23 protein-coding genes and 1 pseudogene are annotated in these 20,579 nt (G+C 68.8%); 6 read left to right on the top strand and 18 right to left on the bottom strand.

Annotation, left to right across the window (positions count from 1 at the left end):
- Positions 1-97: 97 nt before the first annotated feature.
- From VGC13_RS18310 to trxA, 4 genes are all read right to left on the bottom strand, one after another.
- The gene (locus tag VGC13_RS18310; protein WP_331126731.1) at positions 98-1,927 is read right to left on the bottom strand and encodes a diguanylate cyclase; all 1,830 of its coding nucleotides are present in this window, start codon (positions 1,925-1,927) and stop codon (positions 98-100) included.
- Between the two features lie 491 nt (positions 1,928-2,418).
- The gene (gene rsmI / locus VGC13_RS18305; protein ID WP_331126730.1) at positions 2,419-3,270 is read right to left on the bottom strand and encodes a 16S rRNA (cytidine(1402)-2'-O)-methyltransferase; all 852 of its coding nucleotides are present in this window, start codon (positions 3,268-3,270) and stop codon (positions 2,419-2,421) included.
- Between the two features lie 2 nt (positions 3,271-3,272).
- Positions 3,273-4,250: a hypothetical protein gene (locus VGC13_RS18300; RefSeq protein ID WP_331126729.1), complete on the bottom strand. Its 978-nt coding sequence runs from the start codon at positions 4,248-4,250 to the stop codon at positions 3,273-3,275.
- A gap of 219 nt (positions 4,251-4,469) precedes the next feature.
- Complete coding sequence (trxA, locus tag VGC13_RS18295; RefSeq protein WP_331126728.1) at positions 4,470-4,805, bottom strand: thioredoxin; 336 nt, start codon at positions 4,803-4,805, stop codon at positions 4,470-4,472.
- Between the two features lie 135 nt (positions 4,806-4,940).
- Here trxA and mce point away from each other — a divergent pair, with 135 nt between their 5' ends.
- Positions 4,941-5,348: a methylmalonyl-CoA epimerase gene (mce, locus tag VGC13_RS18290; protein WP_331126727.1), complete on the top strand. Its 408-nt coding sequence runs from the start codon at positions 4,941-4,943 to the stop codon at positions 5,346-5,348.
- Between the two features lie 127 nt (positions 5,349-5,475).
- On the opposite strand, the gene VGC13_RS18285 is transcribed toward mce, so the two are convergent.
- The 3 genes from VGC13_RS18285 to VGC13_RS18275 form a co-directional block, all read right to left on the bottom strand.
- Positions 5,476-5,943, bottom strand: coding sequence for a hypothetical protein (locus VGC13_RS18285; RefSeq protein WP_331126726.1), 468 nt, complete (start codon positions 5,941-5,943; stop codon positions 5,476-5,478).
- A 184-nt stretch (positions 5,944-6,127) separates the two neighbouring features.
- Positions 6,128-6,571: a hypothetical protein gene (locus VGC13_RS18280; protein WP_331126725.1), complete on the bottom strand. Its 444-nt coding sequence runs from the start codon at positions 6,569-6,571 to the stop codon at positions 6,128-6,130.
- A gap of 351 nt (positions 6,572-6,922) precedes the next feature.
- The gene (locus VGC13_RS18275; protein ID WP_349264243.1) at positions 6,923-7,627 is read right to left on the bottom strand and encodes a hypothetical protein; all 705 of its coding nucleotides are present in this window, start codon (positions 7,625-7,627) and stop codon (positions 6,923-6,925) included.
- A 359-nt stretch (positions 7,628-7,986) separates the two neighbouring features.
- Between VGC13_RS18275 and VGC13_RS18270 the strand changes: the two genes are divergently transcribed.
- Entirely contained in the window at positions 7,987-9,114 is a 1,128-nt protein-coding gene (locus VGC13_RS18270) for a Kelch repeat-containing protein (protein ID WP_331126723.1), read from the top strand.
- A gap of 413 nt (positions 9,115-9,527) precedes the next feature.
- Here VGC13_RS18270 and VGC13_RS18265 read toward each other — a convergent pair whose 3' ends face one another.
- Positions 9,528-10,091, bottom strand: a complete 564-nt coding sequence (locus tag VGC13_RS18265) for a GNAT family N-acetyltransferase (protein ID WP_331126722.1) — start codon at positions 10,089-10,091, stop codon at positions 9,528-9,530.
- 252 nt (positions 10,092-10,343) lie between these two features.
- Between VGC13_RS18265 and VGC13_RS18260 the strand changes: the two genes are divergently transcribed.
- The 3 genes and pseudogenes from VGC13_RS18260 to VGC13_RS33495 all read left to right on the top strand — a co-directional run bounded on the left by VGC13_RS18260 (position 10,344) and on the right by VGC13_RS33495 (position 11,870).
- Positions 10,344-10,685, top strand: a complete 342-nt coding sequence (locus VGC13_RS18260; RefSeq protein WP_331126721.1) for a metalloregulator ArsR/SmtB family transcription factor — start codon at positions 10,344-10,346, stop codon at positions 10,683-10,685.
- Positions 10,682-11,167: an SRPBCC domain-containing protein gene (locus tag VGC13_RS18255; protein WP_331126720.1), complete on the top strand. Its 486-nt coding sequence runs from the start codon at positions 10,682-10,684 to the stop codon at positions 11,165-11,167. The genes VGC13_RS18260 and VGC13_RS18255 overlap by 4 nt, the downstream gene beginning before the upstream one ends.
- A gap of 154 nt (positions 11,168-11,321) precedes the next feature.
- Positions 11,322-11,870 (top strand): annotated as a pseudogene (locus VGC13_RS33495) (dihydrofolate reductase family protein).
- 138 nt (positions 11,871-12,008) lie between these two features.
- Here VGC13_RS33495 and VGC13_RS18240 read toward each other — a convergent pair.
- From VGC13_RS18240 to VGC13_RS18225, 4 genes are all read right to left on the bottom strand, one after another.
- Positions 12,009-12,599 carry an HAD-IA family hydrolase gene (locus VGC13_RS18240; RefSeq protein ID WP_349264242.1) on the bottom strand — a complete coding sequence of 197 codons (591 nt, stop codon included), beginning with the start codon at positions 12,597-12,599 and terminating at the stop codon, positions 12,009-12,011.
- A 50-nt stretch (positions 12,600-12,649) separates the two neighbouring features.
- Positions 12,650-13,132 (bottom strand): OsmC family protein, encoded by a 483-nt coding sequence (locus VGC13_RS18235; protein ID WP_331126716.1) that lies wholly within the window; start codon positions 13,130-13,132, stop codon positions 12,650-12,652.
- Between the two features lie 204 nt (positions 13,133-13,336).
- Entirely contained in the window at positions 13,337-14,083 is a 747-nt protein-coding gene (locus tag VGC13_RS18230) for a protein-glutamine glutaminase family protein (protein WP_331126715.1), read from the bottom strand.
- Between the two features lie 534 nt (positions 14,084-14,617).
- The gene (locus VGC13_RS18225) at positions 14,618-15,349 is read right to left on the bottom strand and encodes a phosphotransferase (protein ID WP_349264241.1); all 732 of its coding nucleotides are present in this window, start codon (positions 15,347-15,349) and stop codon (positions 14,618-14,620) included.
- 523 nt (positions 15,350-15,872) lie between these two features.
- Between VGC13_RS18225 and VGC13_RS33490 the strand changes: the two genes are divergently transcribed.
- On the top strand, positions 15,873-16,193 hold the full coding sequence (locus tag VGC13_RS33490) for a hypothetical protein (protein ID WP_349264240.1): 321 nt from the start codon (positions 15,873-15,875) through the stop codon (positions 16,191-16,193).
- 875 nt (positions 16,194-17,068) lie between these two features.
- Here the strand turns inward: VGC13_RS33490 and VGC13_RS18220 are convergent.
- From VGC13_RS18220 to VGC13_RS33695, 6 genes are all read right to left on the bottom strand, one after another.
- The gene (locus VGC13_RS18220; RefSeq protein ID WP_331126713.1) at positions 17,069-17,566 is read right to left on the bottom strand and encodes a hypothetical protein; all 498 of its coding nucleotides are present in this window, start codon (positions 17,564-17,566) and stop codon (positions 17,069-17,071) included.
- A gap of 316 nt (positions 17,567-17,882) precedes the next feature.
- A complete protein-coding gene (locus tag VGC13_RS18215) occupies positions 17,883-18,230 on the bottom strand; it encodes a hypothetical protein (protein WP_331126712.1) in 348 nt (115 codons plus the stop codon).
- A 195-nt stretch (positions 18,231-18,425) separates the two neighbouring features.
- Positions 18,426-19,259: an alpha/beta fold hydrolase gene (locus tag VGC13_RS18210; RefSeq protein WP_331126711.1), complete on the bottom strand. Its 834-nt coding sequence runs from the start codon at positions 19,257-19,259 to the stop codon at positions 18,426-18,428.
- A 33-nt stretch (positions 19,260-19,292) separates the two neighbouring features.
- Positions 19,293-19,742 carry a VOC family protein gene (locus VGC13_RS18205; protein WP_331126710.1) on the bottom strand — a complete coding sequence of 150 codons (450 nt, stop codon included), beginning with the start codon at positions 19,740-19,742 and terminating at the stop codon, positions 19,293-19,295.
- A gap of 120 nt (positions 19,743-19,862) precedes the next feature.
- A complete protein-coding gene (locus tag VGC13_RS18200) occupies positions 19,863-20,084 on the bottom strand; it encodes a hypothetical protein (RefSeq protein ID WP_331126709.1) in 222 nt (73 codons plus the stop codon).
- Positions 20,020-20,439, bottom strand: coding sequence for a YrhB domain-containing protein (locus VGC13_RS33695; RefSeq protein WP_414683003.1), 420 nt, complete (start codon positions 20,437-20,439; stop codon positions 20,020-20,022). The genes VGC13_RS18200 and VGC13_RS33695 overlap by 65 nt, the downstream gene beginning before the upstream one ends.
- Positions 20,440-20,579: the final 140 nt, after the last annotated feature.

Here is a 20,579-nt window from a genome sequence, read left to right as displayed (position 1 = left end):
AAGACCTGCGCTTGCTCAAGAACCAGCGATCACACCCAACGAAAGCCACAAAATACCCGGCCTCGCGTCCGCATCCAGACGCGCGGCCGGACCCTGCTCACGCCGCACAGACGCGGTTGCGGCCGGCGTGCTTGGCGGCGTACAGGCGCAGGTCCGCGGCGGCCAGCAGGGCGTCGGGCGCCTCCGCCTCGTGCAGCCCGGCGACGCCGGCGCTGAGGGTGACGGCAAGGCCGGGGCGCAGCTCGGACCAGTCGTACGCCTGGATCAGGACCCGCAGACGGTCGCACAGGCGGGCGCCCTCGTCCAGCCGCGTCTCCACCAGGATCACGCAGAACTCCTCGCCGCCGTAGCGGGCCACCACGTCCACGCCGCGCGTGTTCTCGCGCAGGATGCGGGCGACCGTGCGCAGCACCTCGTCGCCCACGGCGTGCGAAAAGCGGTCGTTGACGGCCTTGAACTGGTCCAGGTCAAGCATGGCCACCGTGAGCGCGCGCCCAAAGCGCAGGGCGCGCTCCCACTCCACGGCCAGCAGCGCGTCCAGGTGGCGCCGGTTGCTGACGCCGGTCAGCGCGTCCTCGCGCGTCTGCCGCTCCAGCTCCACCGCCTGCTCGCGCAGCCGCGCCACCAGCCGCGCCTTTTCCTCGTCCGCCTGGCGCAGGCGGTCGTACGCGGCGGTCAGCTCGTCGTTCTTCTGGCGCAGGATCTCGGCTTCGCGCTGCGCCTGCTGCACCTCGGCGCGCACCAGCACGCTCTTGATGCGCGCGTTGGTCTCGGCGTTGAACACGTCGCGCCAGGCGTCGTGGTAGGCGCGAAAGTGGCGCAGCGCCGGCTCCAGCTCGCCGCGCGCCAGGTACACCTCGTACAGGGCCTCGTGCGCGGCGTACACCTGCGGCCGCGCGCCCAGCTGCGAGACGATCTCGAGCCCCAGGTGCAGGTCGGCCAGCCCGTCGGCCACCTCGCCCATCCGCACCCGCAGCGCACCCAGGCGCACCAGCGTCTCGGCCTCGAACACGCGCGCGCCCAGCTCGCGGGTAATCCGCAGGCTGTCGCGGTAGCACTCCAGCGCGCCCGCCAGGTCGCCGCGGCGCTCGTGGATGCGGCCGATGTCGCGCAGGCAGGTGGCCTCGGCGTCGCGGCCGCCGGTTTCGCGCAGGCGCACGGCGGCGCGCAGGGTGTACTCCAGCGCCCGCTCGTCGTCGCCCAGGTCGGCGTAGGCGCTGCCCACATTGAGCATGGAGATGCCGGCGGCCTGCGGGTCCGCGCCCTCCTTGATGGCCAGCGCCTGCAGCATGTAGTCGAGCGCCAGCTGGCTTTCGCCCATCTGCCCGTGGATGTTGCCCACGTTGTTCAGGCAGTAGGCCACGCCCACCCGGTCGCCCATCTCTTCGCGCAGCTTGAGGCTGGCCTGGTAGTAGTCCAGCGCCTGCCCGTAGTCGCCCAGGTGATAGGAGACGTTGCCCAGCGCGTTGAGCGAGTATCCCTCGCCCGCGCGGTCCGCCTGCGCGCGCTGCAGCTCGAGCGCGCGAAGGTGCATGCGCATGGCCTCGGGATAGTCGCCGCGGCGCCAGTGCACGTTGCCGACGCCGTTCAGCACGTCCGCGCGCCCCCCGTCCTCCCCCGCCCCGTCCAGCAGCGCCAGCGCGCGGCGAAAGCGCTCCATCGCCGCGTCGTAGTCCGCCCCGGTGTGGTACGCGTGCGTCCCCAGCGCCCGCAGCGCCAGCGCCTGCCCGGCGGCGTACCCCTCCGCCTCCGCCAGCCGCAGCGCCTCGCCCGCCAGCTCCGCCGTACGGGGTGCGTCCACCGAGCGCAGCTCCCAGGCGCGCGCGTTCAGCGCATCCACCCGGTCGCGGGCGGGCGCGCGCTCCACCAGGGCGGGAACGGGGATGATGTCGGGCGTCTCCAGCGGCACCTCCATGGGGAGCGTCACCGGAAGGGGAACGAGGATGCGGATCGGATGGGGCGCATCGTCAGCCGCCGATCAGCATCGATCCACGCGGGTCATGCCCTTTTCGGATCTGGTGCCCATTCGGAAAACATGGTGATTCTGGGATCCTGCCGCCCCGCATGGAGATCCTTCGGTAGCTGCCACACTCCCGGGATTCAGGAGAGTATGGAGCAGCACCTCCCTCGGCATAACAGTTTGGCCAGATCGTACAGTTCGGAATGCCGGCGCACGGATCGCCGAGTCCGCGCGGGCGGACCTCGTGCTGTCCCGGCGCCGAATCATGCCCGCTGCCATTCCCATCCGGCAACGTGCCGTCCGCCCGCTGGAGCGAATGAATTCGCCGCTGGAAAATCGCAAAGTCCGCCTGCGCGGACTCGGCGGCCCGGCTCTATGCGGCGTCCCAGGCACCTGCGCGTCCGCAACTCGGCGACCACGGAATCGGATCCGCGCTGGGCATGACCAGGGAAGACGAACTACGCCGGCTCCGCGTCCACGGCTTCCTGCGCGATGCGGTAGGCGTCGTTGCGCGAGATCCCCAGCCGCCGGCGAAGCTCCTTGGCCACCGCGCTGGCGGACTCGCCCTGCCGCAGCAGCGCCTGCGCGATGGAGTGCGCCGCCAGCGCGTCCACCTCTTCCTCGCGCTCGACGTCCTTCTGCCGCGCCTCCACCACGACCACCACCTCGCCCAGCACCTCGGCGGCGGCGTACCGCTCCGCGCCCTCGGCCAGGGTGCCGCGCCAGAACTCCTCGTGCAGCTTGGTGAGCTCGCGCGCCACACACACCCGCCGCTCGCCCCCCGCCGCCTCGGCCAGGTCCGCCAGCAGCTTGCCCACGCGGTTGGGAGATTCGTAGAGGACCACGGCGCGCGGCGAGCCGGCGATCTCCTCCATCATCTCGGTGCGCGAGCCGCCCTTGCGCGGCGGAAAGCCCAGGAAGGTAAAGGTGCCCGCGTCGATCCCCGACGCCACCAGCGCCGCCAGCAGCGCCGACGCGCCGGGGATGGGCACCACGTCGAATCCCGCCGCCACCACCTCGCGGACGATGCGGGCGCCGGGGTCGGAGAGGAGCGGCGTTCCCGCGTCGGTCACCATCGCCACGTCGCGCCCCTCGCGCAGGATCTCGACGACGAGGGTGGAGCGCGAGGCCTGGTTGTGCTCGTGGGCGGAGATGAGCCGCGCGTGCACGCCCACGTGCTTCAGCAGCACGCCGGTGCGGCGGGTGTCCTCGGCCAGCACCACGTCGCAGGCGCCCAGCACCTCGACCGCGCGGCGCGAGATGTCTCCCAGGTTGCCGATGGGCGTGCTGACCACGTAGAGAGACGCCACGGCTACAGCGCCACCGCCCAGGGAAGCCGGGCAAAGAAGCCCTGCTCCTGCAGCACGAACCGGCTGTCGCGCGCCACCTTTTCCACCACCGCCGCGGGGTCCACGCCGTGGTGGTCGGCCGCGGCGATCAGCACCTCGGTAACCCACCGCGCCACCCCGTCCGTCAGCGCGTCGGGCGATGCCACGGGATCGCCCGCCACGCGCCCCTCGGGGGTGATGTCGAACGCGGCGACCACGGGATGCTCCAGCGCCGCCAGCCCCTGCCCCCGCTGCACGATCTCCAGCGCCGTCTCGCGCCCGGTGGCGATGGCCAGTTCGCGAAGCGTGCCGCCGATCATCCGCCGGTACAGGTCGACGAACCCCGGCCCCGCCTGCACCGGCAGCGCGTCCAGCGCGGGATACAGCGCCGCCCCCAGCACCGCGTCGGCCACGAACAGGGTGCGCAGGAACTCGGGGACGGGAACGGCGTCGCTGCGCTCGGCGAACCAGCCGCCGCGAAAGGTGCCGGCCTCGAAGTGCAGGTAGTGGTGCTTGCCCCCGTCGTTCAGCTCCATCACCCCCGTAAAGCCCTGCTCGCGAAGCAGCGGAAAGAGCCGCTCGGGCCGCCCCGCGTCCAGCTCGCCCGTCAGGGGGAGCGGCTCGTGGACGAGGGTGGAGAGCATGGCGCGCAGCTGCGCCTCGGGCGCGCCGAAGTAGCCGATCTGCCCGCCCTCGCCGCGCTCGCTTTCGGTCCCCGCCAGGCGCAGCACCTCCGAAAGCGCCGCCGGCCCGCGCCCCTGGGGGGTGATGCGGGCCGCGTAGAAGGGCTCGCCGCCCTTGAGAAAGATCAGAAAGCAGCGCTCGCCCAGCTGCACGGCCACGAAGCCGGGCACACGGGCCTGCCGGTCGCGCTTGCCGTCGCTGAGAATTCCGGGAAGGTTGGCGTACGAAAGCTTGGTGCGCGGGAGGTACGCGGCGTCGCTGGGAAAGCGGTAGATCATGGGCTGGGGCGTGGCGGGCGGCGGCGGTGACCCAGCGCCGTTGGGGTCACGATCCGTGCCGCGGCGCAAGGGGTTGCGGGGACTCGGGATACGAAACGGACACCTGCGCGCAGCCTCGCATTGCGCGGCGGGCGACGCACTTTGCGGGGGAGAGGGGACAGGTTACAGGGACAGGTTACAGCCTGCAAAGGCCCACTGTAACCTGTCCCCTGTCCCCTCTCAGGCCAGGTGCTCCTGGATCTTGCGGTCCAGCGCGGGCTTGGGAACGGCGCCCACCACCTGGTCCACCACCTGGCCGTTCTTGAAGAACAGCACGGTGGGGATGGAGCGCACGCCGAACTGGGCCGCGGTGCGCTGGTTGGCGTCCACGTCCAGCTTGGCCACGGTCACCTGGCCGGCGTACTCGTCGGCCAGCTGCTCCACGAAGGGCGCGATCATGCGGCAGGGGCCGCACCACGACGCCCAGAAGTCGACCATCGACAGGCCGTTGTTGTCCGCGATCACCGACTGGAAGTCGGCGTCGGTGACCACCTTGATGTTGTTGCTGTCCGCCATTGCTGGATTCCTTCCCCGTTGTAAGGGCCCGCCGCCGGGCCCTGTGCGGTAGCCGCGCCCGGCGCTCCGGGCTATGCTGTCGCGGCTGATCCGGTTAGTACCACGCAAACCTCAAACCGATCGTTACGGAGCCCGATGACCGAGCACGCGCTGGACCACGTGGGAATCGCGGTGCACTCGCTGGACGACTCGCTCCCCGTGTTCGAATCTATCACGGGGCACAAGGGGTACGGCCGCGAGCGGGTGGAGTCGCAGGGGGTGGAGGTGGTGTTCCTGGGCACCGGCGCCGGCCGCCTGGAGCTGCTGGCCCCCACCCGCGACGACTCCGCCGTGGCAAAGTACCTCGCCAAGCGGGGCCCGGGGATGCACCATCTGTGCTACCGGGTGCCCAGCGTGGCCGCGGAGCTGGACCGCTACCGCGCCGAGGGCCGCCGCCTGATCGACGAGGCCCCCCGCCCCGGCGCCGCCGGCCACCTGGTGGCCTTCGTGCATCCCAAGTCTACCGAGGGTGTGCTGGTGGAGCTGCTGGAGGAGGGACACTGAAGAGGGAATAGGGAATAGGGAATAGGGAATAGGGAATAGGGAATGCCTGCAAGGGATGAACGGCGCCCGCGTGGAGCCGTTGCCGTTGCCCGCTATTCCCTATTCCCTGTTCCCTATTCCCTGTAGTTCAGCTTCTCCGGCCCGCCTGCATGGCCGCTTCCACGTCCACCACCTCCACCAGCCAGCGGCCGCCGGGGCCCTGGACCACGGTAAAGGGCACCGAGAAGGTGCGCTGGCCCTGGCGAAGCTGCACGGTCACCTGCCGCGCCTCGGCACGGCCGGCGACGGGGACCACGCCGGTCATGGAGTAGGTGTCGTGCCGCAGCACGCTGGCGATGGCCTGCATCCGCCGGCTCACGCGCTGCGGCTCCTGCTGCTCGGCCAGCGGGCCGCGCACGGTGCCGAAGACGTAGCCCATCTCTACGTACCGCTGCTGGGCCGCAAAGCCCATGAACTGCTCCACGGCCGAGGCCGGGGCCATCGCGGCGCCCACGCCGCTGGGCGCGGGCCCACCGCCGGAGCGGCCTCCGCCGCCGCACGCGGCCAGCGAAACGAGAGCAAAAAGCACCACTGCGGGGAGATGCCTGGGACGCACGGGACCTCCGGGCGGGGAAGTGATCTGTGGATTCCGGCAAGCACCGGCCCGCACAGTGTAACGGGATGTACGGGCGTACGAAAGTACGGGAGGGCGGGACGGCTCTCGTTCCGCCGGCTACGGGAAACCGGCCCCGCGGGAGTGTACGCGGGGCCGGTTTTCTCCGGAAGGGTGATCGATCGCCTCAGCTGTCCGACCGCAGGCGCTCCATCACCTCCACCACCATGCGCAGCTTGGCGGCGTCGATGCGGCCCAGCCGCTCGCGGATGGCGTTGTCCAGCGTGTCGTCCACGGAAGCCAGCAGCGTGCGCCCGGCGTCGGTGATGGTGAGGCGCAGCGTGCCTTCGATGAGGCCGCGCGCGCGCAGCGTGTGCACCAGCCCGGGAAGCCGGTCCGTGTCCTGGACCATCCGCTTGCGCACCTCGGACGAAGGATGCCCCTCCGCCCCCGCGCCGCGAAGGATGCGCAGCACGTTGTACTGGTCCGCGCGCAGCCCCGCCGGCTCCAGCACCGAGTCCGTCCACTTTTCCAGAAAGTCGCCCGTGCACTGGATGTTCAGCGCTGCCTCCACCTCCAGCGAGGCGAACGGGCGGCTGTTCTTGATCTCCTGGTTGAGCTGGCCGGACATGGATTCCTGAAGTGCGAGTTCGCGGACGCGTGCGGTGCTTGATCTTACCGCCCGGCCCACGGGCCTGCAACAAATGTTTTCCGCCAGCAGGAAGTGCGGAAGTGCGGAAGTGCGGAAGTGCGGAAGTGCGGAAGTGCGGAGGTGCGGAGGTGCGGAGGTGCGGAGGCAGTCCTTGAAACAGCAGCCGGCCCCCGCAGTGCCCGGAGGGCCGGTCGTACCTGTCAGCCGCTCACCAGGCGGTGATGTCGTCGGGTGCGAGCGGGGTGGATGAGCGCGGCCCGGCGGAGGCGGCACAGGCGACGTCGTGCCGTCCTGGCAGGCGTGCGCCCGGGACCGCGCTGTTCGTGACGATCATCCGGACCTCGGCACGATGCCGGTGCGACCGCCCCAGGACCCGTGTTCGGCGAGCGGTCGGAATCGGAGGGTCGTAAACTGGTGGTGAAAGTCCCTGCGATTCCGCTCCACCATTGCCGCGGCGTGGCGATGGGCACCCGGGACGGAGTCCCGGCCGCGCACCATGTCGGTCATCTCCCGCAGCGAGCGCCACACGGAGAACGTGCTGACGGTACGCGGAGGCCGCATCGCGGCAAGCGCCAGCATCGTGGCGGGGTGATCACGCACCAGCTCCTCGACGGGCCTGCCCCACTGGATGAAGCGAGGGACCTCCGGCAGTTTCAGCCGGGCCAGCGTTACGGCAACGACCGGCGCAGCCGCGTCCTCGTCTTCGGCCTTGGCGGGCAGGTCGTCGAAGCCGGAGACGCGACCCCAGCGGCGCAGGAACTCCATCCGTACGTGCCATCCAGCGGCAAGGGCGCGACCCAGGGAATCATCGACCAGGAAGCGGTCGATTGCGTGCTCGTCGTCCCATGACGCGAAGACGGCGAGGTTTCGCGATTGGAATCGCGCGGATGACACGATCGGCGACCCGAGCGCCATCACCGTCATGCACTCCATCCGGCGCAGGCCCGGCAGACGGCGCGTGGCGGGCGGCCGAAGCAGGGCCGTGGCCGTGGTCGCGATGGTGGTCTTCGCCAAATGGAAGGTGAAGATCGGCATGCCGAGCATCCATCGAGGACGTGTGATGAGCAGCACCTCGCCGATGAATGTGCGTGGGGTCGCCCCCACGCGAAACCCGGGTGGACGATGCTCGCGTTCTCCCGTCCGCGCGGCGATCCACCCACCCCGATCCGCGGCTCCCGCCCGCCCGCGTCCACGCCGCGGCGGCCTTGACACGCCCGGTCTTTGGAGCCGATCTTGGCCTGAGGCACCAAATGGCGTTTTTTGAATTTCCATCCGCTTTACGGCCCGGGCGCACACCAGGCGATCCCAGCCTGCCGCTTGCCGAACGTGCGGTCCGACCGTTGACGTCCTGCGCAAGGATGATGAATTCGGAACTGTTTGGAGAGGAGATCGAGATGACCCACCGGCGCACCCTTCCCCGCGGCCCTGCCGCCCTCCCCCTTCTGGGCACCGCGGCGGCGCTGCTGCTCGCCACGGCCGCAATGGCCCAGCCGGGTCCGGGCGGCGGGCCGCCCCCCAATCGGTCTACCCCCGTCGAGGCGAACGAGCTTCGCGAGACCTGGAACGACCGGGTGAGCGCCGGTCCTCCGGTCGGTGCCATGCGGGAGTTCGATGGATGGAGCATGGGCGCCGCGATGCCCCTTCCTCGCTCCGAGCATGCGGTCGCGGAATTCGGCGGCAAGGTCTGGGTGCTTGGCGGCTATCCGCCCGGGCGGCTCCCTTCCGACCTGGTCCAGGTCTACGATCCAGCCACGAGCCGCTGGTCGCTGGGCCCGCGCCTGCCCCAGCCCATCCACCACACCCACGTCGCGGCCGTCGGCGGCAAGCTCTACATGATCGGCGGCGAGATCGACGGCGCCAGCACGGGACGGCCGGAGGTCTTCGTGGCGAACACCTGGCTTCACGATCCGGCCGGCGGCGGGTGGGTTGCGCGCGCGCCGATGCCGACCGCGCGAAGCGGTGGCGGCAAGGCGGTGATCGACGGCAAGATCTACGTGGCCGGCGGCCGCCCGCCCGCGGGCCACGCCTTCGAGGTCTACGACCCGGCGACCGACACGTGGGAAAAGCTTCCGGACCTGCCCACCCAGCGCAACCACCTGGCCATGGTCGCGCTGAACGGAAAGATCATCGTGGCCGGCGGCCGCTTTGGCCCCGGTGCCGGCGCCGAGCGCACCGACGTGGTCGAGATCTACGATCCCGCGACCCGCACCTGGACCCGGGGCGCGCCGCTTCCGGCGCCCCGAGGGGGCATCACCGGCGCGGCCCATGCCGGCTGCATGTTCGTCTTTGGCGGCGAAGGCGAGCCGACCCACGTGCTGGGCCTGACGCCCACCACGTATGGCTACGATCCCCGCGCCGACCGCTGGACCACGCTGCCGAATCTCCCCATCGCCGTCCACGGCCTCAAGGGTACCGCGGTGATCGGCGGCCGGATCTTCCTGCCGGGCGGCGGGATCACGCTGGGCGGAAATTCCGGCACCAACGCCATGCAGGTGTACCGGCCCACCATGAGCTGCCAGTGAGGGCTCCGGAAAACGAGCGGGTGCGCCTGACGGTGTACCGGAAGAACGCGCGAGAAGTGGTGCGGCGGCTCGCCGCCTGAGACGGACCAGGAGTGAAACACACGGCAGCCGCGGGAGGGATCTCCTGCGGCTGCCGTGATCTGTGCTATGAGCAGGCCCTGCTGCGGCTGCGCGAGGCCGGCATCCCCACGCGCGCGGACCCGGAGGCCGGCGCACGCGAATACGTGGAGCTGCGCGCGAGCTGGGAGCCGGGGATCGAGGCGCTCGCGCCCGCGCTCGCTACCGCATGGAAGACGTGGACACGGCGGGGTACGGCGCGCGCCTGCGCGCGGCAGCGAGCTGAGGATCGCCACCTTTGCACGAGGCCATCCGCGAGGCGCACGGCGGACAGGGTGCCGCGGCGATCGCGGAGACTACTCCATGATCCCGGCCTCGGCGGCGGCGGCGAGCCGCCGCGCCATCACGAAGTCGTCGTCGAGCCGGTCGCCGAACGCGAACGTGGCCGTGCCCACGACCTCGAATCCCGCGCGCCGGTAGAAGGCGAGCGGGCGCGCCGCCTCCTGCCACACGGCCAGCCAGAGCGCGTCGGCGCCCCGCTGGCGCGCCTCGCCCTCGCACGCCGCCATCAGCGCCGCGGCGACGCCACGCCCGTGCCACCCGGCGTCGACGTAGAACCGTACGATCTCCACCGGGCGCTGCCCCGGCACGCTGCCCGGCCACCCCTCCGCGGACTCGCGCAGCCAGGCATAGCCGATCCACCGTCCGCCGCTCTCGACGACCAGCGCGCGCCGGTCCGGCTGGGCCAGCTCGGTGGCCAGCCGCACGGGCGCGAACGCGCGGGCAAGGTAGGCGCCCAGCTCGGGCTCCGGGTGCGTGGGCCCGTAGGCCTGCGTGAAAAGGCGCGCCGCGGTGGCGGCCAGGCGGCCCGCCTCGCCGGGCCCGCACGCCCGGATCGTGAACGCTTCGACGTCTTGCATGCCGTTGTCTCCCTGTGAGTTCCCCACCAGCAGCAGCGGCATCCTGCCCGCCTTTGCCGGCTGTCCCCTGTCCCCTATTCCCTATTACCTATTCCCTATTACCTATTCCCTATTCCCTATTCCCTATTCCTTATTCCCTGTCAGCGCGGACAACACTTCCAGGATAGCACAATACTTAGGCATTTACAAAAGTATCAACCCGATGTAGAATCCCCCTGTCCGATCGGATCACCCGAGCATCTGGCCTAGGAAATGGTTCAATTCGCAGACGTCGACGAGGTCTTTCACGCCTTGTCCAACCCGACCCGGCGAAAAGTCCTGGAGCGACTCTCGGCCGGACCCGCCACCGTCAGCGAGCTGGCGGCACCGTTCGACATGCAGCTCCCGTCGTTCGTGCAGCACCTCTCGGTGCTCGAGCAAAGCCGGCTGGTCAGGTCCCAGAAGCGCGGGCGCGTGCGGACGTACGAGCTCGCGCCCGAACGGTTCAAGGTCGCTGAAGACTGGCTGACCGAGCGTCGCCGGCTGTGGGAAGCCCGACTGGACCGGTTCGACGAATACGTCCTACAACTCAAGGAAAGGGAATCGGAAGCATGAGCAATCACACCGTCGACCCGAAGCTCGACATCGTCTTCGAACGGTTCATCGACGCCCCCGCGCGGTTCGTCTGGGAAGCGTTGACGAAACCGGAGCATCTCAAGGAGTGGTACATGCCCCGGGCCTGGGGGCGCGTGGCGCGCGCCGAAATGGACGTGCGGCCGGGCGGCATCTTCAGCATCGACATCACGACGGCGGGCGGCCAGGAGGTTCCCAACCTGGGGTGTGTCCTGGAAGCCGTTCCAATGGAGCGGCTTGTCTGGACCTCCATGCTGTTCCCCGGCTATCGCCCGGCAGTCTTCGACGACGTTCCCATCACCGCCATCATCACGATGGAGAGCGTGGGAACGGGCACCCGCTACGTCTTCACGGCGCTGCACCGGAACGAAGCGGACCTCGAGGAGAACAGGACGAGCGGATGGCGGCAGGGGACCGAGATCGCCATCGAGCAGCTCGTGGCGCACGTGGAGTCGATGAAGTAGCTGGGGACATCCGGGGCGGGCGGCCCTGCGCGTCGCGCGTTTTGCGGCCGCCTTCGCCGGGTCGCGCTTCACCGGGCGGCTCACGATCGTCCCGGTCCCGTAGCGACAGGGCTCCCGGGACCATCCACACACCGCGGTACGGAGGCGCGATCCCATGGGAACGCTCGTTTTCGGCATGATGCAGTCGCTCGACGGCTATGTTTCCGATGCCGCCGGCGGCCCGCAGCTGCCGCCGCCCGGCGATCGGCTCCATCGCCATTTCAACGACGCTGTCCGTGCGTCGGCGGGCATCATCTACGGCCGGCGCATGTACGAGGTGATGCGCTACTGGGACGACGACCAGCCGGACTGGGACGCCGTCGCACGGGACTTCGCGGCAGCGTGACGCGCGACGCCGAAGTGGGTCGTGTCGCACACGCTGGAATCCGCCGGGCCGAATGCCACCCTGGTCCGCGACGACGCCGGAGCGTTCGTGCGCGCGCTCAAAGCCAGGCTGGACGGTGTTGTCGACGTTGCCGGACCCGAACTGGCCGGCAGTCTCACCGCACTCGGCCTGATCGACGCGTATCACCTGTACTTCCGGCCGTTCATCCTCGGGGGTGGCAAGCCGTACTTCTCCGGTCCCCGGCCGCCACTTCGCCTCGCCGGCACGGAATCCGTCGGCGAGGACGCGGTGAAGCTGGCATACGCATCCCTGGCCTGAGCGCCGGAAGTCGTACGTCAGGCAGCGTTGCAGCCCCCGCCCCGCCGCCGCGGGGCGCCCACTCGACATTCTGCCGTGGTGCGTCCAGGCACTCCCCGCGCTCGTGCTCCGCTTCGTCAGGCCGCCACGCGCGGCGGATCATGTACACAGGCTGCGCACGATGCCGGGCGAACTGTGCTTTGTCCAATGGAGCGCCTGCCATCCCGCCTTTCGCGCAGCCTCGATGTTCGGGCGGCTGTCGTCGATGAGCAGCAGCTCTTCGCCACGCAGCCCGACCGCCGCCTGGACCCTGGCGAAGAATTCCATGTCGGGCTTTTTGGCTCCAAGGCGCGCAGAGTAAAAGATGCCATCCACATGTTCCGCCAGACCCAGTTTCTCCATGAGCCAGGCAGCTCTCAGGTGTTCCTGATTGGTCGCCAGATACACACGGACTCCCGCGGCGCGAACCAGCGAAAGTTCCGCCAGGAGAGGTGCGGCGAGCCGCGAATCCATCTGGAACCAATAGGAAACCAGCTGGGCCGGACTTACATGTGGAGCGATCTTCTGAAGTGCAGTGGCCAGATGCTCCATCAACCCGGCACGACCGAGGACGATGTTCTCCCAGCAAGGAGCAAAGAAGTGTTCATGGAGTGCATCAGAAGTGAATCCAAGATCCTCTTCAAGAGACGCCTGCCAGTGACGCCCGTCTTCTGGCCGCCCGTCGACCAGAACGCCGTCTACATCTACCATCAGCGCCTTCGCAGGCAAGACTCTCCCTCCTTTCAGACACCCCGTACGGCCTAGCTCTCCGGCTGATCGGTGCCGGGCTCGGTGTGGTGGTGCACGGACATTCGGCCACTCGCCACCGCGAGCGAACCGTAGACGGGGCAGCGCCGCTGAAACCCCGCGACCAGCGCCGCCGCCTGCTCGGGGATCGGCCCGCGAAGTACGATCTCGAGCTCCACGCTGCTGAACACCGTGACGCCCGGGTGCGGCTGCTGCTCGAGGTCGATGGTTCCGCGCGCGGTGACGGTGACCGCGTCGAGCGGCGCACCGGCGTCGCGGGCGAGTACCTGCAGCACCTCTGCCCCGCAACTGGCGACAGCCACGAGGACCAGCTCGCCCGGTGTCGGCGCCTCGCCCGGCGCGCCGTTGCGGACCGGGCCATCCACCGTCAGCCGGTGGGTGCGGACGGAGGCAGCGACCCGGCCGAAGATCTCGGTCGATTCCGCGTGTGCCTCGTAGGTGCGTGGCGTACTCGAGGGTATCGCTGGTGCGGTCATGTCGAAAACCGTGGACGCGGCCTGACGACAGAAGGGCCAGGGGGTGCGGAGCCGGCGCGCAAGACTTTCGTCCGGCTGAAAACATGGACGGCCCCGCATCCCCTGCGGCCGATGTCAGGCGGCACCCCCGCTCAGGTCGAGCACCTCCTTGAAGCTTCAGCAAAGCCCTGCGGTCGCGGATGCGACCGCAGGGATGCCCGGAGATTACGACCGGGGAGGGACGCGACACAGACCGCCACTATCTGGAATTGCCCAACCTGGAAGAAGCTCCAGCACTCGCTGGGATTCGCGCAGGTAAACATCGCGGAGCTCCTGACACCGGGTACCCGCATGTCGGCTTTCGAAGTCGTGATGTTCGAGTTCCGCTTTGCCCTTTATACTACTTTCTGCGTACTCGTTCAGCGATGGGCAGGCGGTCGGATCTTCCAACAGTGCCTTGCCTACCTTCTCAAAGGCAAGGTCACCGGGGATCCACTTCTGTTCGCAAGACAGGCCAGAGTAGTCGTGAAACCCGGTCATGACACCCCCAGCCGAGAAATAGGCATAGTAGTCACCTGCAGTCGTCACGAGGAGAGACTCGTCCGGCACCGTGAACTGCCCAAGCCAATCGTCAATCGACATCCAGTTGGCGCCGAGGGCCATGTCGAGCACCTGCTCGCCGTCGCTGGGCGTGTCAAATACAAGAGCTACATGGTAGTCCCACCGAACGCCGCTATCTAGCTTTGTCAAAATCGCTTCTCGCCTGCGAAAGTACGAGTGGAGCGAAGGCTGAAAGATCCAGATTTTGCCGACTCGGGGCTGGATGTGACGCGGCAGACTTAGCCATGCGGCATGGGCACGCGACTGACATCCGTTTCGATAGTACCCAGTCTCGACACCAACGTTTGTCGCGGCGCTTTGCACTTCTTGAAGCTCAGCAGCCAACAGCGCGCCAGCCTCACGTTGGCGCATGAAGGGGTTCCTTGCCTCAGGAGGAACAAGCACCAGCCCCGTGGTGGATGGGCTGGGCCCAGACTCCTGAGTTTGCGGGGCATTCAGAGGTGCCGGTGCAACTGGCGAGGCCATCGTCTCGGACGCCGTTGACGGTGCCCCCCCAAGGCAAGCTGCGAGCAGTAGAAGCGAGGATGTAGGAAGGAGGCAGAAAAAACGGGCACGTTGCATATTCTTGGCTCCTGCGGGTAGAGGTGCGCGACCCGGACGACGAACTGGTGTGCCTCACCGTGTACCGGAAGGACGCGAGAAGGCGATTCGCCGCCTGGCCGCCTGAGACGGGACCAGCACTGTAACGCACGGCAGCCACCGGGAGGATCACCTGTGTGCTGCCGCGATGTTTGCCCGGCGGCCTGACGACACGAGGGTCAGGGATGCGGGGCCGGCGCGCAAGACTCTTGTCCGGCTGAAAACATGCCGCGGCTTACCTGGGCTCCAGGAGCGTGGCCGGCGTTTCGAGTTCGCCAGCATACTCGCTCGATTCGCGGCCGCTGCTCAGACCGCTCGAACTTCGGCGAGCCGGCTGACCGCGTACGCGTCGTCCCAGCAGACGGCGGCTTCCCAGGCGGCCGAGGCCTGCGCGGCGATGTCGTACGCGCCCTCGTCGAGACCCGCGGCGTTGTGGGGAAGCACCAGGTCGAGGTCGGGGACGTCGACGTGCGCCTCGTCCCAGTCGATCAGCGCGACCCGTTCCGCGGTCATGCGGATGTTGCGCGGGTTGGGGTCGCCGTGGACGACGCAGGTCCCACGTCCGGCGAGCCGCGCCCACGCTGCCCGGCATCGAGCAACGCCCTCACGCGGCATCGCGCCGAGATCGATCTTCGTCCCGGTCTCGGCGTGCAGAAGGTCGGCCGACGATCGCCACCCCGGGCGCTGCGGCCAGCCCCGCGTCAACCGGTGAAGCTGGCGGAGCGTGTCCGCCACGCGACGCCAGTCGGCCTCCGTACCGGGCGGTCCGCCCTTCACCCAGGTCATCACCACCAGACCGTCGTCGAACAGCCGGCCGTCCGTCGTCGGAATCGGCACCGGCACGGCCATACCTTCATGGTCGAGGTGCTGGAGGAGCCTGGTCTCCCACGCGAGATCCGCGTCGCTCCTGGCGCCGAGACGACCGACCGCAAGGTGCCCGTAGACGCGCACGCTCCACACGTCGTTGGCGACTCCGCCCGCGAGCGGTTCGATGCGAGCGGCGCCGGCACCCCACTGCGCGAGTGCCTCCCATCCCACCGGCCACCTCATGGTTTCCAGTCCGTGCGGCTGACGATACAAGGTCAGGGCGACCGGGTGCGGGGCCGCCCGTGTCTCACGCTGGAATGATGCTGGCACGCCCTTCCCCACTGCCAGATTCGGCGATCGGCCAGAAGCGAAGGGTCGTGAACTCGAAGTGAAATTCTTGCGCTGGCGCTCGGCCATGGCGACGCGGCGTGCTCGAGGCCGGGGACCTGCTCCCCGGTCGGCGGGAAACCGAGCGCCCCGACCGCCGTGCCGATCGTGGTCTCCGCAAAAATCGAAGGTAAATCCGATCATCGCGTTTTTCGGCGCTCAGCGCTTCCAGACTTTCAGGCGCGTGCGCCCGGACCGCACCACCCGGACGCGACGACCGGCGCTTCAGCCATCATGATGCACAAAAAGAATCGCCGGCCGCATGTCGCCCGCGGCGCAGCGGTCAGGCGCAGCGGCACCACGGGGAACAGACCCTGCTGACGGCGCGCCGGAGACGCCTGAGCTCAGCTTACTGGACACGGTGCGGATGCGCTACCCGGTTACCCCCGATGGACGATACTTCGTGGTGCGGGGCCGTCTCTGGCGCTGTACCAACCCCGGGTTGAACCCGGATGAGCGCGAGCGGCTTACACGCGAGCTGATGCGGGCACGTGCCGCGGTCGGACGGGCGAAGCGCGCGGGGGACGAGGAGGGTGTGCGCATCGCCCGCACCGCGGTGAACCGGGCGAAAGTCGCCCTGGGAGAGCGAGGGGCAGTCTGGTGGGCGGACGGAGCCCCGGATTACAACCGGCACATGGCGAGGAACACCCCTTATCGGGAGTGGTTCGCGAGCATACCGGACGAGTAGGCAGTGTGGGAGAACGCCGAAGGCGAGTCAGGCAGAGGCCCGGCCCGCGCGAGGAGGCCTGCTGGACGAGGCGCCTGACGACACCAGGTTCAGGGGGGGCGGGACCGGCGCGCAAGACTGTCGTCGAGCGAAAGCATGGCCGGCCCCGCATCTCCCGCAGCCGATTGTCAGGCTGCGTGTACCGCGTACCTCCAGTGGTCCACTACCAGTGGCAGCCGGGAATGCTGCTCGACCGGGTCGCCTTTACCACCGGCGCTACCAGCGCGCAGCCACGTAAACCTGGCCGGTTGAAATCGCCCCGCCTGGCCCACGGCCAGGCGGGGCGCCCTCGTCACGCGTTACATCCGGCGCCGCAGGTCTGGATGCCGCCGCACTTCGTGTCTCCGCCGGCCGTGGGGACAACTTTCCCGACCCGGATGACCCCGCGCCCACAGCCGCGAAGCCCGCCGTCACCATCATCGAGCAGAAGCACAGCCGCTGGCGGGAGGCGCGCACCTGGAGGACGAGCTCGTCTGCCTCACCGTGTACCGCAGGGGATCGAGGGAGGTAGTGCGGCGGCTCGCAACCTGAGAGGGTGTTGCCAAACCTCGCCCTGCGATTGGCTTCCTGAGGGAGGCGCCGCTACGCAGCCTGCGGGTACGATGGACGTTGGCGCCGACCGAAGGATCTCGCCGGCAGAACCGGGGGGCTGGCTGCCGCGCCCGGAGGACAGGCCTTCGCGAAGGCGGACGAGATCCTTCGGTCGCGCGCAGGCGGTTGTGTAGCTTCTGGTTACACGTGGTGCGCTCCCTCAGGAAGTCACCGCTTCTTTGTGAGTTTTGGGGTTTGGCAGTGCCAGAATCAACAGAACGCAGACGGCCAGGTGTCCCTGCAGCTCATGGTTGGTCGGGCTGCTGAACCGGCAGCGGGTGTAGGTAGCGAACGACTCCTCCCACCAGCGGGGCAAACAACGCTGCCACGTAGACGGCTGCCAGAGCGAGCATGAGCGTCGTAACCGCCTCGCCCAGGCGTGAGGGACAATCCCACATGCACTGGAAGTCCAGGGCGGGGCCCGGATCAGGATCCCGGCCGAGCGGTGTTCTAGCCGCGATCCATGCAGTGAAGAGCATGAGCACACTCCCAGCGGTCGCGGATGCACCGGCGTGCAGCACGGTGGTTCGGACCCAGGCCCCTTTCGTCCGCACCGCGAAGAGGCCCGTCGAGACAACGTAGACCAGGAGCGCGAGGGTGAACTGAAGAACACGCGCGGGCTCAGGCGCGAACCGATCTGGATGAACGGAGAAGAGCACCCCGAGCGGTGCGTACGCGGTGGCTACCGAGAGGATGAAGCGGGTCGTGAGCGGCGGCCGCGGAGCAGTGATGTGCTCGAACATGGATCCTCGCGAAGCGGCAACACACCCTGCGGATACCGTAAAGCCAGACCGACGGCATATCGCGTGGGGAGCCTGTCAGAAGAAGTGTGAACGGGCCCAAGGACACAAGGGTCAGGGTGCCGGAACGGCGCGCACGCCTGTCGGCGGCCGAAAGTATGGACGGCCCCGCAACCCCGGTAGCCCGATTGTTGGGCGTGGAACCGCGACGCCGTCGATCCAAAGCTGGACCTGAGCGGTTGAATCAGCACGTGGTCGGAGCCGCCGAACACCAGGCTCAACCGGGACGCGCAGCTCGGAGCCTCCTGCACGCGCCTGCCTACGGCGCGTCGTCCGCTGCAGCGCCTGGTTCGGCGGCTGGGCAGGGCGGGGACAACAGCTTTCCATCATGGAAGTAGCTGACTACCCATGCTGGCCCCAGCTCCCTGCGGAGCACTGCCCACAACCGCCGGCCCGCCTGGTCGAACGCCGCCGTCTCCTCCGGAAGCACCTCGCGGGAGTCATGCGGGTCGTCCAGGTTGATGAACGTGTCGAACCACGCCGCCCACGCCCGCAAGTCCCGTATCGTAGCCTGAGAGAGCGGCAGCTCGGCCGGATCCGGGTTCGTGTACAGGTCGCCGGGCGGTTCCTCGTATTCCCACAGCGGGTTGCACTGGTAGTCAGCCATCAGCTTCAGCCGGCGCGGCGTCATCGCTCAGGGATCCTCGTGTGGCGGAAGAGCAAATTCAACCCACTGCGCGAAACGGAACCATACAAAGCCGCCGAACGACACAGGGGTCAAGGGGTGGGGGGCCGGCGCGCAAGCCTCGGGGAACGCATGGACGGCAGTCAGCTGGACCCGTTTGGTGGACGCGGTGCGGGCTCAGGAGTGACACAGCGCCTCCGCTCGCGTGAGGTGCTCCCTCAGCAGGGTGTTGATCTGCTCCGCACGCTGGATCGTCACTCCGTGCGAGGCATCGCTCACCTCGACGAAGCGGGCACCCGGCACCCCTTGCGCCAGTGCCCGTCCATACCGCGGCGGTGCGATGGGATCGTGCGTGGCGCTGACGACGAGTGTCGGCACGCCCGCCAACCGGCCCAGCCGCGTACTCGCGTCATACGCGCGCAGTGCCCGCAGCTGCCGCATCGCCACGGGCGGCTGCTCCGCCAGATCGTGCCCAAAGAGCGGCTCCAGGCGCGCCGCCAGCTCCTCCGCCTGGCTCGACACGACAGCCCCGGGTGGCATGACGATGTCCAGGAACGCGCGCCGTCGCATCCGCCGCGTGCCGAGCGAAGAGCGAAGCCCCAGCCACAGCATTCGCCGTGAGAGCCGGGTGGCATCGCGCCCGCGGGCCACGGTGCAGAGAAGCGAAAGGCTGCGCACCCGCTCCGGTGCCGAGAGCGCCAGTTCCAGTGCGACCGGCCCGCCCAGGGAGTGCCCGACCACGTGGGCGGAATCCCACCCCTGGCAGGTGAGGAGTGCCCGCGCATCATCCGCCATCTGCTCGACCGTGAGCGGCACCGTGAGAGGCTGGCTGGCTCCCATACCGCGGTTGTCGAAGGAGAGGCAGCGGAACCCGGACGAGAGCGCCTCGACCTGAGGTGACCAGCCGCCGCCGTGCACGCCGACGCCCTGGATGAAGAGTACGGGCGGACCCTCGCCCACCACTTCGTAGGCCAGGCGGCACCCGCCGTGATCGAGGATGTGTGCGCTCATCAGATGAGGCCAGGTCAGATTGGCGTGTGCCGCTCAGGAAGCGCGCTGCCCAAGCTCTTCGGCGAGCCCGATGAGAATTCCTTCGGGTCCCCGGATGTAGCAGAGCCGATACGTGTCCTGGTAGTTGACCACGTCGCCGACGAGCTCCGCGCCGTGCGTGCGGAGCCGGGCGAGCGTGTCGTCGACGTCCTCGACGGTGAACATGACGCGCAGGTAGCCGAGCGCGTTCACCGGCGCGTTCCGGTGATCGGCGACGACGGGCGGGCTGAGGAATCGCGAAAGCTCAAGACGGCTGTGGCCGTCCGGGGTGACCATCATGGCGATCTCGACGCGCTGGGTCCCCAGTCCGGTGACGCGCCCGGCCCACTCTCCTTCGATCAGGGCGCGCCCCTGGAGCGCGAGTCCAAGCTCGGCAAAGAACTCGATGGCGGCATCCAGGTTTTCGACTACGATGCCGACGTTGTCCATCCGCTTGACCGTCATGATGTCTCCTTGCCGCACGTCTCCCGGGTTTTCCTCACGCCACCGAGAGGGTTGAGGTGATTTCGGTCCTGACACCAGGTTCAGCGGCGCCGAGCAGCACGGCTGTTTTCACCTGCACCGTCACTCCGGCTCGGCGTCCGCTGCACCGCCTGGTTCGGCGGCGGGGGGAACACGCTCAGGGCGCGCCTCGGCACCCAAAGCTTCCAGCGCCTCAGCGAGCCGAATGGCCGCACCCCAGTTGCGCACCGGTACGGCAGCCGCGCGTCCTTCCAGCACCTCATCGGTGATCGACTTGGCCGCGCCCAGGCCCATCCCTGTCTCGTCGCGGATCGTCAGGGTCATACTCACCTTCTGCAAGCCCGCTCGCCAGCCCGTGATCCGCACCTGAAACGGAACGCCTGCCGGGGAGGGGGTGCGGACTGCCGCTGCGCTCGAACTCACGGAGGTAGTCATCGAGGGAACGTGCCGTGCCGAGCACATGCGACTCGCCGGTGCGTGTAACGAGGAGCGGGGCATTTCCCGCGACACCATCGCGAGGATCTCCGCTCGCGATGAAGCGCTTCGATTGGTAAAAGAAGACCCAACCGTAAGGCAGGATGCGGGTTTGGTCCGGCATGAGCGCTACCGGCTCGCCACCCTCACCGTTGACTGCGGCGATGAACTCCTCTGCAGTCTTGAGAGCTTCGTCGAACTCCATTCTGGGACCTCGAGGTGAGCCGCCGAACGACACAAGGGTCAGGGGTGCGGGGCCGGTGCGCAAGACTGTCGGCGGCGAAGCATGGCCGGCCCCGCATCCCCTGCAGTCGATTGATAGGCCGCTCTCACGAGACGGAGCAC

Origin of the sequence: Longimicrobium sp., assembly GCF_036399255.1 — a bacterium.
In the GTDB taxonomy this organism is placed as follows: Bacteria; Gemmatimonadota; Gemmatimonadetes; order Longimicrobiales; family Longimicrobiaceae; genus Longimicrobium.
This window is presented reverse-complemented; position numbering and strand designations above follow the sequence as displayed.

Bases quoted from the DNA above. Each gene is read 5' to 3' on its own strand.
- VGC13_RS18205 (WP_331126710.1), bottom strand. From the start codon at position 19,742: ATGACGGTCAAGCGGATGGACAACGTCGGCATCGTAGTCGAAAACCTG.
- trxA (WP_331126728.1), bottom strand. From the start codon at position 4,805: ATGGCGGACAGCAACAACATCAAGGTGGTCACCGACGCCGACTTCCAG.
- VGC13_RS18200 (WP_331126709.1), bottom strand. From the start codon at position 20,084: ATGACCCTGACGATCCGCGACGAGACAGGGATGGGCCTGGGCGCGGCC.
- VGC13_RS33490 (WP_349264240.1), top strand. From the start codon at position 15,873: ATGCGCTACCCGGTTACCCCCGATGGACGATACTTCGTGGTGCGGGGC.
- mce (WP_331126727.1), top strand. From the start codon at position 4,941: ATGACCGAGCACGCGCTGGACCACGTGGGAATCGCGGTGCACTCGCTG.
- VGC13_RS18220 (WP_331126713.1), bottom strand. From the start codon at position 17,566: ATGTTCGAGCACATCACTGCTCCGCGGCCGCCGCTCACGACCCGCTTC.
- VGC13_RS18275 (WP_349264243.1), bottom strand. From the start codon at position 7,627: ATGCCGATCTTCACCTTCCATTTGGCGAAGACCACCATCGCGACCACG.
- VGC13_RS18270 (WP_331126723.1), top strand. From the start codon at position 7,987: ATGACCCACCGGCGCACCCTTCCCCGCGGCCCTGCCGCCCTCCCCCTT.
- VGC13_RS18255 (WP_331126720.1), top strand. From the start codon at position 10,682: ATGAGCAATCACACCGTCGACCCGAAGCTCGACATCGTCTTCGAACGG.
- VGC13_RS18240 (WP_349264242.1), bottom strand. From the start codon at position 12,599: ATGGTAGATGTAGACGGCGTTCTGGTCGACGGGCGGCCAGAAGACGGG.
- VGC13_RS18230 (WP_331126715.1), bottom strand. From the start codon at position 14,083: ATGCGCCAACGTGAGGCTGGCGCGCTGTTGGCTGCTGAGCTTCAAGAA.
- VGC13_RS18280 (WP_331126725.1), bottom strand. From the start codon at position 6,571: ATGTCCGGCCAGCTCAACCAGGAGATCAAGAACAGCCGCCCGTTCGCC.
- VGC13_RS18300 (WP_331126729.1), bottom strand. From the start codon at position 4,250: ATGATCTACCGCTTTCCCAGCGACGCCGCGTACCTCCCGCGCACCAAG.
- VGC13_RS18260 (WP_331126721.1), top strand. From the start codon at position 10,344: ATGGTTCAATTCGCAGACGTCGACGAGGTCTTTCACGCCTTGTCCAAC.
- VGC13_RS18215 (WP_331126712.1), bottom strand. From the start codon at position 18,230: ATGGCTGACTACCAGTGCAACCCGCTGTGGGAATACGAGGAACCGCCC.
- VGC13_RS18235 (WP_331126716.1), bottom strand. From the start codon at position 13,132: ATGACCGCACCAGCGATACCCTCGAGTACGCCACGCACCTACGAGGCA.
- VGC13_RS18210 (WP_331126711.1), bottom strand. From the start codon at position 19,259: ATGAGCGCACACATCCTCGATCACGGCGGGTGCCGCCTGGCCTACGAA.
- VGC13_RS33695 (WP_414683003.1), bottom strand. From the start codon at position 20,439: ATGGAGTTCGACGAAGCTCTCAAGACTGCAGAGGAGTTCATCGCCGCA.
- VGC13_RS18265 (WP_331126722.1), bottom strand. From the start codon at position 10,091: ATGCAAGACGTCGAAGCGTTCACGATCCGGGCGTGCGGGCCCGGCGAG.